Below are 18071 nucleotides of genomic sequence, written 5' to 3' on the forward strand. Positions count from 1 at the left end.
GCTTCATGGGCAGGCGGCCAGGGCGTCCAGGCCGGCATCGACTGGCCGGAAATCGTGCGCCTGCAATCCGGGATTGAAGCAGCGCGCGGCTTCGATGCCCCGCCGGCACACTAGCCGCGCTTGCGCAACGGGTCCAGCAAGCCTCTCAGGCCGTTGTGATCGATTTCGTGCATCAGTGCGAGCTGCCGGCCGAGCTCGCCGCGCGGAAACCCTTCACGGGCCAGCCAATTGAGGTAGTTGCCCGGCAGGTCGGCAAGGAGTCGGTCCTTGTATTTGCCGAAGGGCATGGTGACGGTCACGAGGCATTCGAGGTCGGGGGATCGCATGCGGGTATTGTGCACGGCTTTCCGCTTCGCGCCTGCTAGACTGGAACTTCCCCCTGCAAACCATGGAGGGAATCATGATGTCCATCTATGTCGTGAAGACCGGCGAGCAGTTTCTCTGCACCGCCGAGGACGGCGATATCGGCATGGCGCCGGCCATCGAAGACGCGACCTCCTTCGGTTCGTACGACGAAGCGGAAAAAGCCGCGAGCGCGCATGCCGACCCCGGGTACGAGATCGTGGCCGTCTGCATGATCAGGCACTGAGCGCCGATCCGCGGCCCGGTGCGCAGGGCGATCCGCGTGCCGGACGCCAGTCGCCGCGCGTCGGCGGCGTCGATGCGACGGGCCCTGCGTTCGCACGCCGCGGACGGGCGGTTCGCGCCACGCGTCGTCCGCGCCGAGCATCATTGCCGCAAGCGAGCCGTCCGGCTTCGACGGCCACGCTTGCGGCAACCGGGTCGCAGCGTCCTACTTCTGCAGCGAGATTTCCACGCGACGATTGCGCGCGCGTCCTTCGGCGGTATCGTTCGATGCCGCCGGATTCGCCTCCCCGTGGCCGACCGCGGCAAACGCATCGGCCTTCAGCCCGTGCTCGCGCAGATAGCCGGCGACCGCATCCGCCCGGCGCTTCGACAGCGCCTGATTGTGCGCATCCGAGCCGGTCGCGTCGGTATAGCCGTCCACTTCCACGCGCGCGAAATGCTTGTCGCTCTGCCGGCTCAGCAGCGCGTCGAGCGCGGCGGTGGCGGCAGGCGTCAGCACGGCCGAGTCGGTCGCGAAGTATGCATCGCCGGTCAGGCTCACCTTTTCGGCCGGCACGGGCGCCGGCGTAACGGCCTCGGCGGCCGGCGCGGGCGCCGCGCCGCACTGGAACACGATCGAATGCGCATCGGCGCCGTCGCGGTACGGCGTGGTGGTGTCGACGAGGCGGACGGCCTCGTTGCCGCACATGCGCGTCGCGACCTTCATGCAGGTCTTCGCGCTCGACAGGATGCCGTGGCAGTCGACCTGGAACGTCCGGATGCCGTTTCGCGGCTGCAGTTCGTACGCGTTGTACGTCGGCCCCGACGCACTCGAACAGGCCGCGAGGGAAACGACGGACGCCAGCAGGGCAAGATGGATGTTTTTCACTTGATGACTCCGAGAATGCGATGAGCACGGCGCGTGCGGCGCGATGTCGCGACGCATCCGCGCGTGTTTGCGTTCGGCGCGGCCCGCTCCGGCAACGCGTGCCGGAACAAACCGCTGCGCGCGATCACTTCCACTGGTACAGCATGCCCGCGCCGACCACGCGCTGGCTGCCGGCGAAGCCGCCGTTCAGCGTCGCCTTCAGGTTCTCCGTGATGCGCGCCTGCACGCCGACCGCCATGGCCTTCTGGCCCTGGAACGTCGCCGTGCCGACCCCCATCGCGAAGTTCGAATCGCGGTCCATGTGCGGGATCGACGCCATCGCGGCGGTCGCGGCGATCCCCTCGCGGGCCATCGAATCGGTCTGCTGGATCTGCTGCTGCATCTGCGTGAGCTGGTTGTTGACCGTGTTCAGCGATTGCGTGAACTGGTTCGATACCGCGTTCAACTGGTTCACGTTCACCGCATCGGTGCCCTGCGTGCCCGCCGCGACGTTCACGACCTGCCGCGCCGAATCCGCCGAGCCGACCGCGACCACGTTCGAGCGCCCGCCGTCGTTGCTGCCCGTGCCGATCGCCGTCGAGTTGTTGCCCGACGCGGTCGAGCCGACGCCGATCGCCGTCGAGCCGTTGCCCGACGCCGTCGAACCGTTGCCGACCGCCGTGCTGTTGGAGCCCGACGCGACCGCGCCCGAGCCGCCCGCCGACGAGTTCGAGCCGCTCGCCCCCGGCGGCACGTTGCCGCCGGTCGGGTTCGTCGTGTACTGCCCGCCGAGGTTGGTCGTGCGCTGGTCGATCAGCGTCGTCAACTGGTTCGCCACCGAATCGAGCTGCGACACGTTCACCGCGTCGGTGCCGTTCTTGCCGGCCGCGAGCCCGGTGATCTGGCGATTACCGATGTTTACTTCGCCGGCCGACGATTGCGGGCTGCTCAGCCCGTACGCGACGTAGTTCGTCAGTGCGCCAACCGTGGTCAGCGAACCGGCGCCCAGCGCGACGCTGTTCGCGAACGTCGCCGATGCGCCGGCGCCGAGCGCGAGCGCATCGGTCGCGCTGCCGCGGGCCCCCGAGCCGAGCGCGACGCTGCCCACGCTGACCGCCACCGCATTCGCGCCCTGCGCGACCGACTGCGCGCCGGTCGCCGTCGCGCCGCTGCCCAGCGCGATCGCGTCGGCCTGCGCGGAACTCGCCGCCTGGCCGATCGCGACCCCGCCCGGCGCGGTCTGGTCGACGATCGCACCGTTGCCGATACCCACGCCGTTGTCGCCGTTGACGACCGTCGTCGGCCCGACCGCGATCGATTCCGCGCCGACGGCCAGCGAATCCCCCGCCGTCGAATTCGCGTGGAAGTACTTCTGGCCCGTCACCGCGAACGATTGCAGCGCGCCGGTCAACTGCCGCACCGTTACCGCATCCTGCTGGCCGGTGCCGTCGGCGACGTTGGTGATCTGGCGGTAGGTCCTGTTCGTCGCATCGCCGACCGATACCGCGCCGAGCAGCGTCTGGTCGGTCGTGTCGAACGGGATCGACGCGCTGCCGTTGCGGATGATGCCGGACGACGGCGCCGTCGCGCGGTCGGCGACCGAGCCCGAGCCGAGCGCGATGCTGCCGTCCACGCGCGAGATCGCGTTCGGGCCGATCGCGACGCTGTCCAGGCCGAGCGCCTGGCTGTCCGGCGCGGTCGAATTCGCGTGGAAGTACTTGATGCCGTTCGCGTTGATGTTGTCGATCGCCGAGCCGACGTTGTTGTTGATCGTCGTGGAGCCGTCGCTGTTGTACGTCACGTACGACGGCGCCGAGATCGTGCCGGTGGTCGGATCGTAGGTGGCGCCGCCGCCGATCGCACCGGCCGTGCTGTTGCCGAGGTTCGTGTTGTTGTTCGTGATCGAGCTCAGGCTGGTGGACAGCGAGCCGATGCCGGTCGACGTGGCCGTGGACAGCGAGGTCAGGCTGCTGTTCGTCGAGCTCAGGCCCGTGGACAGCGAGCCGACGACCGTCGACGTCGACGTGGACAGCGACGTGATCGTGCTGTTGGTCGAGCTCAAGCCGGTGGACAGCGAGCCGGCGACGGTCGACGTCGAAGTCGACAGCGACGTCAGGTTGCTGTTCGTCGAGCTCAGGCCCGTGGACAGCGAACCGACGACGGTCGAGGTCGAAGTCGACAGCGACGTGACCGTGCTGTTGGTCGAACTCAGGCCAGTGGACAGCGAACTGATGCCCGTCGACGTCGACGTGGACAGCGACGCCACCGAGCTAATGGTCGAGCTCAACCCGGTGGACAACGAACCGATGCCGGTGGACGTAGACGTGGACAGCGACGTGATGCTCGACGCCGTCGACGTCGACAGCGAATCGAGCGCGGTGTTCGTCGCGGCGAGTTGCGATCCGTTGATCGCGTCCGTGCTCGACGAACTGATTCGCCCGGCCGCGACGTTGGTGATCTGGCGCTCGCTGCCCGCTTTACCCACGCTGACGACGCTGGTCGGGTTGATGCCGTTGAAGTTGTACGTGACGCCGCCGATGACCGCGCTGGCCGTCGGATTCGGCGCGGCCGTCGTCGACCCGGAGCCGAGCGCGACATCGTTTGCGTTGTTCGCCACGGCCGACGCGCCGAATGCGACCGCACCGGCAGCGGCCGCCGTCGACGTATTGCCCAGCGCCAGGGACCCCGTGCCCTGCGCATTGTTGGTATTGCCGATCGCCACTGCACCGTCGCCGTTCGCGGTGTTGTTCGACCCCATCGTCACCGCGCCGGTGCCGATCGCGGTGCTCGGATCGCCGATTGCGACCGCGCCGTTGCCGCTCACCGTCTGGCCGAAGCCGAGCGCGACGGCGCCGGTGCCACCCAACACCTTCGAGCCGTAACCGCCCGCGACCGAACCGGCACCCGCCGCCGCGGCAACCGAGTTGGAATCGCCGATCGCGACGGTCGACGTAGCCGCCGCGACGCTGTTGATGCCGACCGCTGTCGCGTTCGTGGCCGACGCCGTCGCACCAGGCCCCAGCGCGCTGGCGGACACGCCGGTCGCAAGCGACAGATTACCGAGCGCGGTCGCGAACTGCTGCGTCGCGCTCGACTGTACGCCCATCGCGATCGAACTGAGGCCCGACGCATTCGCGTTCAGGCCGAATGCCAGCGCATTGTCCGCGCCGGCCGTCGTATTCGAGCCCATCGCGATCGAGCTCGTGCCGAGCGACTGCGTGCCCGAGCCGGGCACACCCGCGGTGCCGCCCCAGCCGATCGCGATCGACGACGTGCCCTTCGCGCCGCTGTTGACGCCCATCGCGACGCCGGAATTACCGGAAGCCAGCGCGCCGCTGCCCACCGCGACGCCGGCCGCTCCCGAACTCGTCGACTGATTGCCGAGCGCGACCGAGCCCGTATCGGTTGCATTCGACGCATAGCCGAGCGAGACGCTTTGAGCGCCTACCGCACTCGCGCCGAGACCGAGCGCGGCCGCATACTGGCCGGACGCCAGCGCGTTGTTGCCGAGCCCGATGGCCGAAACGCCGGTCGCAGCCGCGCCGCTGCCCATCGCCACCGCGCCGTTTTGGGTCGCGCTCGAGAGATTGCCGACGGCAACCGAGAAAGTGCCGCTGCCAATCGACTGCACGCCCAGCGCCACGCCGTTGAAGCCGGTCACTTGCGAATTGATGCCGATGGCCGTCCCGCCATCGGCCATCGCATGCGCGCCGGGGCCGATCGCCGTGGACGACAGGCCAGCCGCCGTCGACAGATTGCCGTAAGAGGTCGCATTCACCTGCGACGCCACGGAACCGTTGCCGATCGCCGTCGAGCTGGCGCCCCCGGTCGCGGAGCCGCCACCCGCCGAATATTGCGCATGCGCACCGGCCTGGAACAGCCCGAGATACGCGGCCGTCATCATCACGACGAGCCGTCTGGGCGAGAGCGCCGGCTTCGTCGCGATGCACGCGTCTGCCGCATGCACGGACGCGCTTCTCGACGACGCAACACGCTTGCCGCGCGCACGATCGAGCTCCGACGCCGCAACCCAGGCGCCCAGTGCTTCGTTCCAGATCGACTTGAACGACTTGTTCATCTTGTGTTCCCTCGGTTCTCATGTGCTGGATGACACAACAGCGAACGCGGCGCCAGGCGCGGCGCGGACCTGCTCCGCTTGCGCCTGTCTCGCGACGCCTCGCTTCTCACTTCGTATCACTAATCAAAACTACGAACAGCGTTGCCCGACACGCTCGCCCCATATCGCGAGTGCGCGACCGACCGCCGCGCATGCCCGTTCGGCACGATGCGCGATGGCGATCGCCGGTTATCGATTCACGGAAGTCGACATCGCCCGCCCGGCGGCGACACGGCGCACGACGCGCCGCGAATCCGCACGCGCGCACACCGCCGCACCCGCCGAAGGGCGACTTCGAATCTCATTGGAAAAGCGTCGCTCGGACGCTGGACGAACGGATGCCGGCCCGCGTCGCGGGCGGCCCGTCATGTGTCATTCAGGCGGTGAAAGGCGCCATGCAGTCCCCGGATCTGACGCACGCGCCGCCGGATCGCCGACGCTGACAGCCCGCACCGGATCGATCGACCCGGCGCGCTGACCTGCCATGCTTGTCGTATTCATGTTTTTCGTATCCGCCTGATTCGAAGAGCGCCGCGCGCGGCCCCCGGGATCGATACAGCGCCCGGCGGCTCACACGAAGTCGCTCACCCCTTTTCCGTCCGGCGGGCGACCGGCTTTTCCGGATCTCCCGGAAAAGCCGGCTACTCACCGCACGGCCCCGGCATCGAATTAATCGATCGAATTTACTTGACGATTTTCTTCTCGCTCGACGCCTTGCACCCAGCCCAACCCGTCATTTCTCGATTCGCGCTGTATGTCGAAAAATCTCGCCAATCATGACGTTTTCATTACCCTCGTGCCCGTTATTCTTTTGTTACCGACTTCCCAACATCCGGGAATGCCATCATTCAATTCGCCATCGAATGTCGGCTGCCCTGAGAGCGACGGCGACAACAATCCTCACGGCGACCCGAAGCGGTGAAAGAACCGATTCCAGCCGCACCGGGGCTAGTGTGCAGGCATTCGTCCAAACAAACCTTTTCCGCAGCGGAAAAACCCTTTTCCGGAGCGGACGGCATTTACATTCATACAGATCTTCAGGAAACGCGATTTTCCAGAAACAGGAATATCGAGCCGATATCAACGAAAACTTAACCGGGATGACGAGAAACGAACGGATTCGATTTACGCCGACACAGCGAATTTCGATATCTCGCGCGCGAATTCATCGTCCGGGCCACTCCGGCTCTTCAAATCATTAAATCGGAAATAAAGTCCGAAACCCGCGAAATCGGTTCGGCACATTTTTCCGCTCCGTTTTGTCCAGGGCGGACAACACCACCGCGCTGCCGCCACTACGCCCGTGCGACAAGCCCACACGCGCCGCACGGAATCCTCACAATCGAGGTTGCCGTCGGCATATAATTTTTTGCAACAATCGTGCAGATAGCACTGCCCCCCGACCTGACAGGCCACTCCTTCCCACGCGTTCGCAACCATGCCATCCCGCCTGCCCAGTCCGGCATCGCCTCGCATCACGCCGGATCTCGCTGGCGCGCATATTCTCATCGTCGACGATCGGCCGAACGACCTGCGGCTCCTGACCGAAATCCTGCGCACCGCGCAGTGCCGGATCAGCGTCGCGTTCGACGGACTGCAGGCCTATCACCGCGCGCAAGCGATCGCGCCCGATCTGATCCTGATGGACGTGCGCATGCCGCGCATGGACGGTTTCGCCGCGAGCCGGCTGCTGGCGTCCACACCGTCCACGCAATCCATTCCGGTCATCATCCTGACGGCCGCGGGCGACCTCGAGGATCGGATCGCGGGGCTCGAAACGGGTGCGATCGACTACATCGTCAAGCCGTTCGAGCCGGCGGAAGTGATCGCGCGGGTTCGCAATCACCTGAAGCGCGTGCGACGCAGCCAGCCGTTCGCGCACCTGCCCGAATTGCCCGACAACCCCGATGCGGCGCTCGTGCGCGCGGCGAGCGACGTGCTGCTGCGCAACCTGCGCCATCCGCCGGCGCTCGAGGATCTCGCGAAGCAGGTCGGTACGCACGAGAAGCGGCTGTCCCGCGTATTCCGCGATCATCTCGGCCAGACCGTATTCGAGTACCTGCGCGACACGCGCCTGCGCGCCGCGATGCACTTCCTGGCGGAAACGTCGATGGGGATCGGCGACATCGCCGAGGAAATCGGCTTTTCCACGCCCGGCAATTTCGCGACGGCGTTCCGCGAACGCTTCGGCATCACGCCGTCCGACTGGCGGCGCCAGCGCCACGCGGTCGACGCGCCGGCCGCACCGGCGGGGCGCCACGGCGATGCGTAGGCAATACGCGGCATGGACGGCCGGATGTCGCGCGGTACTCCTGCTTCTTGCGGCGCTGGCCGTCACATGCGCGACGGCCCGCGCCGCGACGACGCCGAACGCCGCGGGACTCGAAGCCGTATCGGTTTTCGAGGACGCCGGCGGGACGCTGTCCGTCGACGCGGTCGCCGCCCGGCTCGCCGACCCGGCCCGCCATGCAGCCATGGCAACCGCGCCCTCGTTCAACGTGATGTTTTCGCGCTCGGCATGGTGGGTGCGCGCGACGCTGGTCAACCGCGACAGCGAGACGCGCCCGCTGGTGCTCGCGATTCGCGATGCGCGCGTCGACCGGGCCGACTTCTATGTCGCGCCGCACGGCCAATGGATGCTCGAGCGCAGCTTCCCGGCCGATCGCGGCGATGCGCGCGACGCGCCGTCGCGCTACCCGACCCTCGACGTCACGCTGCGCGCGGGCGAACGGCTCCCCGTGCTGATCCGCATCACGTCGCGCAAGGAAATGCGGCTCGCGCCGGTCGCGTTCACCCGCGACGCGTGGACCGCGCAGGAATTGCACGCGTCGATGTGGAACTTCGGCTTCTTCGGCGGGTTGCTCGCCCTCGTCTGGTGTGCGCTGCTGATCGGCTTTTTCTCGCGCAGCGGCGTGTTCCTCGTGCTGGCCGTGCTGACCCTGAACACCGCGCTGTTCGAGGCCGCGTATCGCGGCTATCTCGCGATGGCCCTGTCGCCCGGCGCGCGCGAGTGGTCGACGCGCGGCGAAACGATCTTCGTGTACCTGTCGGTCGCGTGCTTCATCGTGTTCATCCTGATGGTCGCGCATCGCGAGAAGGCGAGGATGCCGATGCGCGCGGTGTACGTGGTGTTTCTCGCGCTCGAATGCGCGGGGATCGCCGGCGCGGCGTTCGGCGATCTGGCGACCTTCGCCCGGTTCTGCCTGTGGCTGAACACCGTGCTCGCGGTCGTGAACATCAGCCTGGCGCTGACGCTTGTGATCCGGCGCACGCCGACGGCCCGCGTGATGTTGATCGCGGTGGCGTTCGCGACGTTCAACATGCTGATCCGCATGCTCGACGGCCGCGATGCGCTGCCGCCGCTGCTCTCGTGGATCCGGTCCGACGTCTTTCCGAACCCCGTCATCGCGATCATCGGGCTCGCGACGCACCTGCTGGTGCTGGCCGCCTGGATCCACCACGTGGGCCGGCAGCGCACCGAGGCGCGCAAGCGGCTCGAGCACTGGCAGCTCACCGAGCAGGACCGGCTGCGCGACGAAGTCGCGCGGCGCACGGTGGCGCTCAACGATGCATTGCAGCAGTCGCAGACGCACATGCAGCAGAAGATCGAGACGCTCGGCTATGTCAGCCACGACCTGCGCGCGCCGCTGTCGACGATCAACGGCTATGCGAAGCTGCTGCTGGAAGGCGCGACGCACGGCCAGGCGCGGCTGATCCGGTCGATCGACCGCAGCATCCGCTACCAGCTCACGCTGATCGACGAATTGCTGGCGTTCACGAAGGCCGAACTCCAGCCGCTCGGCGTCGCGCCCGACCGCACCGATCTGCCCGGGCTGCTGGACGACATCGGCCACTACGCGGTCGCGCTGTGCGCGCAGCAGGACAACCGGTTCGTCTACCAACCCGTCACGCCGCTGCCGCGCACGGTGCTGATCGACGGTATCCGGCTGCAACAGGTGCTGCTGAACCTGTTGTCGAACGCATCGAAATTCACGCGCAACGGCACGGTCACGCTGTCGGTTCACGCGGCGCGCGAAGGCGATGCATGGCGCCTGCTGTTCGAGGTGGCCGATACGGGCATCGGCATCGACATCGGCGCGACCGCCGACATCTTCCGCGCGTACCAGCAGGTGCAGGCCGTGAACGGCGGCACCGGGCTCGGCCTGTTCATCGCGCAGCGCATCGTCGCCGCGATGGGCGGCGAGCTGGCCGTCGCGAGCCAGCCGGGCATCGGCACGACGTTCTCGTTCGCGGTCGTCGCGCCGGCCCTCGGCCATGCGCTCGCGCCGGCGTCGGGGCTCGTCAGGCGGTTCGATCCCGCCGACGAAGCGGCGCCGGCCAGCGCCGCGCCCGCGATGCGCAGCCCGCCCGCCGATGCGCTCGCGGAACTGATCGTGCTCGCCGGCGAAGGCCGGCTGACCGATATCGAGGAATGGCTCGGCCGGTATGTGGCCGAGCCGGATCATGCGCCGTTCGTGCAGGAAATGCGCGAGCACCTCGATGCGCTGGATCTGCACGCAATCGAAAAACTGGCCGGCTCGCTGAAGCGCACGCGCGTCGCGGATACGTCGTTCGACACCGAGGCGGACGCGACGGGGCCGGCCTGACGGCGCGGGCGGCCATGCTCGCCGGCCGCGCATCGGCCACGCCCGTCGCCGGATCATCGCGCTTCATTTCGCACTCCCCGCACGAGGGTGGTCGAGCGCGCTACGACCGCCGCATCGTGGAGACCAGCGCGACGTCCTCTTCGGGCGGCGCCGGCCGCGCGGGCGCGGCATCGCGCGCCGGCCGCCGCGCGCCGAGCCCGGTGCCGCCGGTGCGCCGCCGCGTCGCGTGCCGCTCGATGACCCGCTGCAGCACGCAGAACACGCACAGCAGCGCACCGATCACGATCCGCGTCCACCACGAACTCAGCGTGCCGTCGAACGTGATCAGCACCTGGATCGTGCCGAGGATGCCGACCCCGAACACCGAACCGATCACGTAGCCCACGCCGCCCGTCAGCAGCGTGCCGCCGATCACGGTCGCGGCGATCGCGTCGAGCTCCATTCCCTGCGCCTGCAGCCCGTAGCCCGACAGCACGTACAGCGTGAACACCACGCCGCCGAGCGCCGAACAGAAGCCGCTCAGCGCATAGACGCCGATCTTCGTGCGCGCGACCGGCAAGCCCATCAGCAGCGCCGAGCGTTCGTTGCCGCCGACCGCATACACGTTGCGGCCGAAGCGCGTGAAATGCGCGACGTAGATCGCGACGGCCAGCGTCGCGAGCGCGATCAGCGCACCGGCGCTCAGCGTGCCGCCGCCGACCGGCACGCTGATGCCCGCGATCGCATGGAACGCCGGCGCGTTGATCGTGATCGACTGCGTCGTGATCAGGAAGCACGCGCCGCGCGCGAGGAACATCCCGGCGAGCGTGACGATGAACGGCTGCAACCGGAAATAGTGGATCAGCGCGCCCATCGCCGCGCCATACAGCGCGCCGAACGCGAGCACCAGCGGCACGATCACCCACACGGGCCAGTGCAGCCGTTCGGCGCCGACCGCGCAGAAGATCGTTGTCAGCGCAACGACGGAGCCGACCGACAGGTCGATGCCGCCGGACACGATCACGAACGTCATGCCGATCGCGACGATCAACAGGAACGCGTTGTCGACGAGCAGCCCGGTCAGCACCTGCATCGAGAAAAAGCCCGTGTACATCACGGACCCGAAGCCGAACAGCGCGACGAACAGCACGATCGTCACGACGATCGGCAGCGTGCGCGGATCGGCGAGGCGGCCAAGGATACGGGTCATCGCGGCGTCGCTCCGGTGGTGGTGGCGCGCGATCGCGCGAAAGGCAGCAGCCGCGACGCGTGCCGCACCAGCAGCGCGCGCGCCGCGTCCGACTGGATCAGCGTCACGACGATCACGACGACCGCCTTGACGACGAGCGTCGCCTCCGGCGGCACGCCGATCGAATAGGTCGTGTAGGTCAGCGTCTGGATGATCAGCGCGCCGAGCACCGAGCCCGCGAGGCTGAAACGGCCGCCGAGCAGCGACGTGCCGCCGAGCGTGACCGCGAGGATCGCGTCGAGCTCGAGCAGCAGCCCGGCGTTGTTGCCGTCGGCGCTGCGCACGTTCGAGCTCGCGAGAATGCCCGCGAGCGCCGACATCACGCCGGAGCACAGATACACGCCGAACACGATCGCGCCCGAGCGTAGCCCGACGAGCCGCGTCGCGACCGGGTTCACGCCAATCGCGCGAATGAACAGCCCGAGCGCCGTGCGGTTCACGAGCAACGCGATCGCGCCGATCGTCGCGACGGCGATCCACACCGCGCACGGCACGGTCGCGAGATAGCCGCCGCCGAGCGCGAGATAGCCGGGCGCGCCGATCGGGATGATCTGGCCGCCCGTCAGCAGTTGCGCGACGCCGCGCCCGGCCACCATCAGGATCAGCGTCGCGATGATCGGCTGCATCCCGACGAACGCGACGAGCAGCCCGTTCCACGCGCCGGCCAGCAGCCCGACGCCGAGCGCCGCGGCCAGCGCCGCGCCGACCCGCGACGGGTCCGCCTCGAGCACGGTCGCGGCCGCGGCGCCGGCGATCGCGACGATCGCGCCGACCGAGATGTCGATGCCGCGCGTCGCGATCACGAGCGTCATCCCGAGCGACACGATCACGAGCGGCGCCGCGCGATTCAGGATGTCGATCGGCGCGCCGAACAGGTGGCCGTCGAGCAGCACGATCGACAGGAAGCCCGGACGATGCGCGACGTCCAGCGCGAACAGCAGCGCGAGCGTCAGCACCGGCCACGCGAGCGGATGACGAAACAGCGTGCGCAAGCGCGTCATGACTGACCTCCCGCGATCAACCGGTAAACCTGCTCCTCGGACGCATCGGCGCCCGTCAATTCCGCGACCTTGCGCCGGTCGCGCAGCACCGCGATCCGGTGGCTCACGCGCACGACCTCGCCGATCTCCGACGAGATGAACAGGATCGCCAGACCCTGCGCGCACAACGCCAGCACGCGCTCCATGATGTCGAACTTCGCGGCGACGTCGATGCCGCGCGTCGGCTCGTCGAGAATCAGCAGCTTCGGGTCCGTCGCGAGCCAGCGCGCGAGCAGCACCTTCTGCTGGTTGCCGCCCGACAGCAGCCCGATCGGCTGCTCCGCGTCGCGCGCCTTGATGCCGAGCCGCGCGATATACGTGTCGGCGATCTCGCGCTGGCGCGCCCGCCCGATCAGACGCCACCAGCCGCGCCGCGCCTGCAGCGCGAGCACGATGTTCTCGCGGATCGACAGCGCGGCGACGATGCCCTCCTTCTTGCGGTCTTCCGGGCAGTACGCGATGCCGTTGCGCACCGCGTCGTGCGGCGACGCGAGCCGCTTGCGCGCGCCGTCGATCTCGATCGCGCCGGTATCCGGGCGCGCCGCGGCGAACGCCAGTTGCGCGGTTTCGGTGCGGCCCGAGCCGAGCAGCCCGGCCAGCCCGACGATCTCGCCGGGGCGCACGTCGAGATCGAGCGCGCTCATCATCCCGCGCCGGCCGACCTGCCGCATCGACAGGAACGGCGCGGCGGCCGCGGCGTCACGCTCGACCGCCGCCGCGCCCGCCTGCAGCGTATCGGACATGCGTTCGCGGCCGGTCATCTTCGCGACCAGCACGTCGACCGGCAGGTCGCGCGCGAGGTACTCGCCTTCGCGCTCGCCGTTGCGCATCACGGTGATCCGGTCGGACACCGCATAGGTCTGCTCGAGAAAATGCGTGACGAACAGGATCGCGATGCCGGACGCCTTCAGCCGGCGCAGCACGTCGAACAGCCGCGCGACCTCGCCGTCGTCGAGGCTCGAGGTCGGCTCGTCGAGAATCAGCACGCGTGCGTCGACCGACACCGCGCGCGCGATCGCGACCATCTGCTGCACGGCGATCGGATACGCGTCGAGCGAGCGCGTGACGTCGAGCGACAGGTCGAGTTCGGCGAGCGCCGCCCGCGCACGCGCATGAATCGCGTTCCAGTCGATCGCGCCGCGCCGCATCGGCTGCCGGCCCGCGAAGATGTTCTCCGCGACCGACAGGTTCGCGCACAGGTTGACTTCCTGGTAGAGCGTCTGGATCCCGGCCGCCTCCGCCTCGCGCGGCGCGGCGAAATTCACCGGCGCGCCGCCGACGCGAATCTCGCCCGCATCGTGCGCATGCACGCCGGTGAGCACGTTGATCAGCGTCGACTTGCCCGCGCCGTTCTGGCCCATCAACGCGTGGATCTCACCCGGAAACAGCCGGAAATCGACGCGCTGCAGCGCGCTGACACCCGGAAACGACTTGTCGATGCCGATCATCTCGACCACCGGCGGACTCTGCATGCACCCTCCCTCGAAGCGTCGCCGGACGGCGGCCGCCAGGCCGCCGCCCGTGCGGACAGGTCAGTACTTCCGGGTCGGCAGCACCTGCGCCGCGACGTTCATCGGGAACACCGTCTCGTTGGTCACGATGCGCTTGGGCACCGGCTTGCCGGCGACGACGTCCTTCACCGCGCTCATCAGTTGCGGCCCGAGCAGCGGGCTGCATTCGACGTCGACGTTGATCTTGCCCGCGATCATCGCCTGGAAGCCGCCCTTGGTCGCGTCGAACGACACGACGCTCACGTCCTTGCCGGGCTTGATCCCGGCTTCCTCCATCGCCTGGATCGCGCCGAGCGCCATGTCGTCGTTGTGCGCGTAGACGACGTTGATCTGCTTGCCGTAGGTCTTCGCGAACGCTTCCATCACCTGCTTGCCGCCGGCGAGCGTGAAGTCGCCGCTCTGCGAGGCGATCACCTTGAATTTCGGATTGTTCTTGATCACTTCGAGCAGGCCCGCGCGGCGATCGTTGGCCGGCGCGGAGCCGACCGTGCCCTGCAGCTCGACGATGTTGACCGGGCCCGGGTCGTTCTTGTAGCGCTCTTCCATCCAGTGGCCCGCGCGCCGCCCTTCCTCGAGGAAGTCGGAGCCGATCATCGTCACGAACAGCGACGGGTCCTTCACGTCGACCGCGCGATCGGTCAGGATCACCGGGATATGCGCGGCCTTCGCTTCGTTCAGCACGGGCTCCCAGCCCGATTCGACGACCGGCGAGAACGCGATCACGTCGACCTTCTGCGCGATGAACGAGCGGATCGCGCGAATCTGGTTCTCCTGCTTCTGCTGTGCGTCGGAAAACTTCAGGTTGATGCCGGCATCCTTCGCCGCGCTCTTCACCGACACGGTGTTCGCGGTGCGCCATGCGCTTTCCGCGCCGACTTGCGAGAACCCGAGCGTGATCGGCTTTTGCTGCGCGTGCGCGCCGCCTGCCAGCACCGTCGCCGCGGCGACGATCGCGCCTGCCGCCAGCTTCCTGATGAATGTCATGGTCCGTCTCCGATGATGTCGTTGTGTGCCGCGGCGCTGTTGTGTTTCTGCGTGGCGCTGGCGCGGATCGGGCTGCGCCGGCCGGCGTGTCCGGCCGGCGCGGTATACATGCCCCGCATCAGTCTAGGAACAAGTCCGATAACCTTCCAATGAAATGTTGGATTGGGCCGATATCGGAATCGGCATACGTATAAACACCTAACCGCGCTGGCCGCCCCGCGCGGGGCGGCGCACGGTTCTTGCTCCCTCGCCATGGCTGTTCGCACCCCATGCCGCACGCCCGCCCTTCACGCGAACCCAAGGAGACAAGCATGATCGCTGCACGTGAACGCGGGTCGCCGCGCACCGCCGCCGTCGCCGTCGCCGGCCGGCGCCCCGCGGCATGAAGCAGCACGCTTCTGGCACGGTCGCCGCACTGCGCCATGTCGACGACCGCCACCCCGGCTACACGCGCCGCCGGCTGCGCAACGGCTTCGCGTACTACGCGCAGGACGGCACACGCATTCGCGATGCCGCGGAAATCGCCCGCATCGACGCGCTCGCGATCCCGCCCGCCTATACCGACGTGTGGATCTGCGCGGATCCGCTCGGCCATCTGCAGGCGACGGGCCGCGACGCGCGCGGGCGCAAGCAGTATCGCTATCACCCGCAGTGGCGCGCGACCCGCGATGCGAACAAGTACGCGCGGATGGCCGCGTTCGCGCGGGCGCTGCCGCGCATCCGCGCGCGCGTCACGCGCGATCTGGCGTTGCCGGGCATGCCGCGCGACAAGGTCGTCGCGACGATCGTCCGCTTGCTCGACACGACGCTCGCGCGGATCGGCAACGCGGAATACGCGCGCGAAAACGGCTCGTACGGGCTGACGACGCTGCGCAAGCGCCATTTGAAGATCCAGCCCGGCCGGGTGCGCCTGCGCTTCGCCGGCAAGAGCGGGATCGAACACGACGTGACGGTCGACGACGCGCGGGTCGCGCGGATCGTGCGGCGCTGCGCGGAGCTGCCCGGTCACGAGCTGTTCCAGTATGTGGACGACGACGGCGTACGCCATCCGGTCGGGTCGTCCGACGTGAACGACTACCTGCGCGAGGCCGGCGGCGCCGATTTCACCGCGAAGGATTACCGGACGTGGGCCGGCAGCGTGCACGCGCTGGGATTGTTGCGGCGCACGCCGCATCGCGGCGTCACGCATGCGCGCAAGCAGATCGTCGAGACCGTGCGCGCGGTGGCCGACCTGCTGCGCAACACGCCGGCCGTCTGCCGGCGCTGCTACATTCATCCGGCCGTGCTCGACGCGTTCGAGTCCGGCGCGCTCGCCACGCTCGCGGTCCGGCGTACGCCGCGCGGCCTGCGCGCGGACGAAGCGGCGTTCGTCGCATTGCTGGTTTCCGCCAGCACGCGCGCGGCGAGATGAGCGTGCACTTCGGGCCGATGCCCGACCACGCGCGACCGGCGCGGCTGCCCGCGTGTCGTTTACCACCGGGTTCCGGGCGCATGACCGATAGCCGCTCGCGCGCGTTTCTCTAAACTGGTTCGCACAACACGCCTGCCCGGTGTCGTCCGCTGCGCGCGTCACGCCACCGGCATCGAGGCATCCCCGAGATATCCGCCTTCGCTGTCCGTCGGCCCGCACGGCCCCGCTGCGCGCCTGCCGGTTGCCAAGGCAATTCCAGGAGCGTTCATTGAGTTCATCGCAAGCGCACCCCGCGAAAGCCCGGTCTTCGCGCAAGGCCCTCAAGCTGGATGACGTCACGATCGTCGACCCGGCCGTCCTCAAGCGCGCGGTTGGCGCGATGGCGTTCGGCAATGCGATGGAATGGTTCGACTTCGGCGTCTACAGCTATATCGCCGTCACGCTCGGCAAGGTGTTCTTCCCGTCCAGCAGCCCGTCCGCGCAGTTGCTCGCCACCTTCGGCACGTTCGCGGCCGCGTTCCTCGTGCGCCCGCTCGGCGGCATGGTGTTCGGCCCGCTCGGCGACCGCATCGGCCGCCAGCGCGTGCTCGCCGCCACGATGATCATGATGGCCGTCGGCACCTTCGCGATCGGCCTGATCCCGAGCTATGCGTCGATCGGCATCATGGCCCCGATCCTGCTGCTCGTCGCCCGCCTCGTGCAGGGCTTCTCGACCGGCGGCGAATACGGCGGCGCCGCCACCTTCATCGCCGAGTTCTCGACCGACAGGCGCCGCGGCTTCATGGGCAGCTTCCTCGAGTTCGGCACGCTGATCGGCTATACGCTCGGCGCGGCCACGGTCGCGCTGTTGACGGCCACGCTGTCGCAGGAAGCGCTGCTGTCGTGGGGCTGGCGCGTGCCGTTCTTCATCGCCGGCCCGCTCGGCCTCGTCGGCCTCTACGTGCGGCTCAAGCTCGAGGAAACGCCGGCATTCAAAAAGGAAGCCGAAGCACGCGAAGCGGACGAGCGCGCGCAGCCGAAGCAGCGCTTCGCGACGCTGCTCGTCGAACAGTGGAAGCCGCTGCTGCAATGCGTCGGCCTCGTGCTGATCTTCAACGTGACCGACTACATGGCGCTGTCGTATCTGCCGAGCTACCTGTCGGCGACGCTGCACGTGCGCGAATCGCTCGGGCTCTTCATGGTGCTGCTCGTGATGGTGCTGATGATGCCGATGACGCTCTACGCCGGGCATCTGTCGGACAAGGTCGGCCGCAAGCCGGTGATGATGGCCGGCTGCGTGGGCCTGCTCGCGCTGTCGGTGCCGGCGCTGATGCTGATCCGCACCGGCGGCATGCTGCCGATTTTCGGCGGGATGCTGATCTACGGCGTCCTGCTGTCGACGTTCACCGGCGTGATGCCGTCGGCGCTGCCCGCGCTGTTCCCGACGCGGATCCGCTACGGCGCGCTCGCGATCGGCTTCAACGTGTCGGTGTCGCTGTTCGGCGGCACGACGCCGCTCGTCACCGCATGGCTCGTCGATCGCACCGGCGACCTGATGATGCCCGCGTATTACCTGATGGGCGCGTCGTTCATCGGCATCGTGTCGGTGCTCGCGCTGCGCGAGACCGCGCGCCAGCCGCTGCCCGGTTCCGGGCCGTGCGTCGCGAGCCGCGCGGAAGCGTTGAGCCTCGTGCGCGGCGGGGCCGACGAAGCGCGTGTGCGCGATCGCAAGTTCACGCCGGTCAGCGAGCGCGCGTGA

The 18071-nt window shown here is 68.4% G+C and carries 12 protein-coding genes; 5 read left to right on the forward strand and 7 right to left on the reverse strand.

The genetic code is table 11. The features are described from left to right. Positions 1-110: 110 nt before the first annotated feature. Positions 111-326 carry a DUF3820 family protein gene (locus tag WS64_RS17810; RefSeq protein WP_027805708.1) on the reverse strand — a complete coding sequence of 72 codons (216 nt, stop codon included), beginning with the start codon at positions 324-326 and terminating at the stop codon, positions 111-113. 74 nt (positions 327-400) lie between these two features. Between WS64_RS17810 and WS64_RS17815 the strand changes: the two genes are divergently transcribed. Further along, entirely contained in the window at positions 401-589 is a 189-nt protein-coding gene (locus WS64_RS17815; RefSeq protein WP_060967485.1) for a hypothetical protein, read from the forward strand. A 204-nt stretch (positions 590-793) separates the two neighbouring features. Here WS64_RS17815 and WS64_RS17820 read toward each other — a convergent pair whose 3' ends face one another. Together WS64_RS17820 and WS64_RS35585 are read right to left on the reverse strand one after the other, a co-directional pair. Then, positions 794-1456, reverse strand: a complete 663-nt coding sequence (locus WS64_RS17820; protein ID WP_060967165.1) for an OmpA family protein — start codon at positions 1454-1456, stop codon at positions 794-796. A 124-nt stretch (positions 1457-1580) separates the two neighbouring features. Then, positions 1581-5513: a YadA-like family protein gene (locus WS64_RS35585; protein WP_060967166.1), complete on the reverse strand. Its 3933-nt coding sequence runs from the start codon at positions 5511-5513 to the stop codon at positions 1581-1583. Between the two features lie 1477 nt (positions 5514-6990). Here WS64_RS35585 and WS64_RS17830 point away from each other — a divergent pair. Beyond that, a complete protein-coding gene (locus WS64_RS17830) occupies positions 6991-7824 on the forward strand; it encodes a response regulator transcription factor (RefSeq protein WP_059583794.1) in 834 nt (277 codons plus the stop codon). Continuing rightward, positions 7817-10159: a sensor histidine kinase gene (locus tag WS64_RS17835; protein ID WP_060967167.1), complete on the forward strand. Its 2343-nt coding sequence runs from the start codon at positions 7817-7819 to the stop codon at positions 10157-10159. The genes WS64_RS17830 and WS64_RS17835 overlap by 8 nt, the downstream gene beginning before the upstream one ends. A 100-nt stretch (positions 10160-10259) precedes the next feature. On the opposite strand, the gene yjfF is transcribed toward WS64_RS17835, so the two are convergent. From yjfF to WS64_RS17855, 4 genes are read right to left on the reverse strand one after another with little or no spacing between them, the layout of a single operon-like run. After that, positions 10260-11348, reverse strand: a complete 1089-nt coding sequence (gene yjfF, locus WS64_RS17840) for a galactofuranose ABC transporter, permease protein YjfF (RefSeq protein ID WP_059637829.1) — start codon at positions 11346-11348, stop codon at positions 10260-10262. Further along, positions 11345-12388 (reverse strand): ABC transporter permease, encoded by a 1044-nt coding sequence (locus WS64_RS17845; RefSeq protein ID WP_059583798.1) that lies wholly within the window; start codon positions 12386-12388, stop codon positions 11345-11347. The genes yjfF and WS64_RS17845 overlap by 4 nt, the downstream gene beginning before the upstream one ends. Beyond that, entirely contained in the window at positions 12385-13899 is a 1515-nt protein-coding gene (locus WS64_RS17850; RefSeq protein WP_060967168.1) for a sugar ABC transporter ATP-binding protein, read from the reverse strand. The genes WS64_RS17845 and WS64_RS17850 overlap by 4 nt, the downstream gene beginning before the upstream one ends. 60 nt (positions 13900-13959) lie before the next feature. Continuing rightward, a complete protein-coding gene (locus WS64_RS17855) occupies positions 13960-14922 on the reverse strand; it encodes an ABC transporter substrate-binding protein (protein ID WP_059637833.1) in 963 nt (320 codons plus the stop codon). Between the two features lie 382 nt (positions 14923-15304). Between WS64_RS17855 and WS64_RS17860 the strand changes: the two genes are divergently transcribed. Both WS64_RS17860 and proP read left to right on the forward strand, forming a co-directional pair. Then, entirely contained in the window at positions 15305-16333 is a 1029-nt protein-coding gene (locus tag WS64_RS17860; protein ID WP_060313993.1) for a DNA topoisomerase IB, read from the forward strand. A 268-nt stretch (positions 16334-16601) separates the two neighbouring features. After that, positions 16602-18071, forward strand: a complete 1470-nt coding sequence (proP, locus tag WS64_RS17865; protein WP_059637837.1) for a glycine betaine/L-proline transporter ProP — start codon at positions 16602-16604, stop codon at positions 18069-18071.

This window comes from Burkholderia anthina, assembly GCF_001547525.1.
Lineage (GTDB): Bacteria > Pseudomonadota > Gammaproteobacteria > Burkholderiales > Burkholderiaceae > Burkholderia > Burkholderia semiarida.

Bases quoted from the DNA above. Each gene is read 5' to 3' on its own strand.
- WS64_RS17810 (WP_027805708.1), bottom strand. From the start codon at position 326: ATGCGATCCCCCGACCTCGAATGCCTCGTGACCGTCACCATGCCCTTC.
- WS64_RS17815 (WP_060967485.1), top strand. From the start codon at position 401: ATGATGTCCATCTATGTCGTGAAGACCGGCGAGCAGTTTCTCTGCACC.
- WS64_RS35585 (WP_060967166.1), bottom strand. From the start codon at position 5,513: ATGAACAAGTCGTTCAAGTCGATCTGGAACGAAGCACTGGGCGCCTGG.
- WS64_RS17830 (WP_059583794.1), top strand. From the start codon at position 6,991: ATGCCATCCCGCCTGCCCAGTCCGGCATCGCCTCGCATCACGCCGGAT.
- WS64_RS17835 (WP_060967167.1), top strand. From the start codon at position 7,817: ATGCGTAGGCAATACGCGGCATGGACGGCCGGATGTCGCGCGGTACTC.
- yjfF (WP_059637829.1), bottom strand. From the start codon at position 11,348: ATGACCCGTATCCTTGGCCGCCTCGCCGATCCGCGCACGCTGCCGATC.
- WS64_RS17845 (WP_059583798.1), bottom strand. From the start codon at position 12,388: ATGACGCGCTTGCGCACGCTGTTTCGTCATCCGCTCGCGTGGCCGGTG.
- WS64_RS17850 (WP_060967168.1), bottom strand. From the start codon at position 13,899: ATGCAGAGTCCGCCGGTGGTCGAGATGATCGGCATCGACAAGTCGTTT.
- WS64_RS17855 (WP_059637833.1), bottom strand. From the start codon at position 14,922: ATGACATTCATCAGGAAGCTGGCGGCAGGCGCGATCGTCGCCGCGGCG.
- WS64_RS17860 (WP_060313993.1), top strand. From the start codon at position 15,305: ATGAAGCAGCACGCTTCTGGCACGGTCGCCGCACTGCGCCATGTCGAC.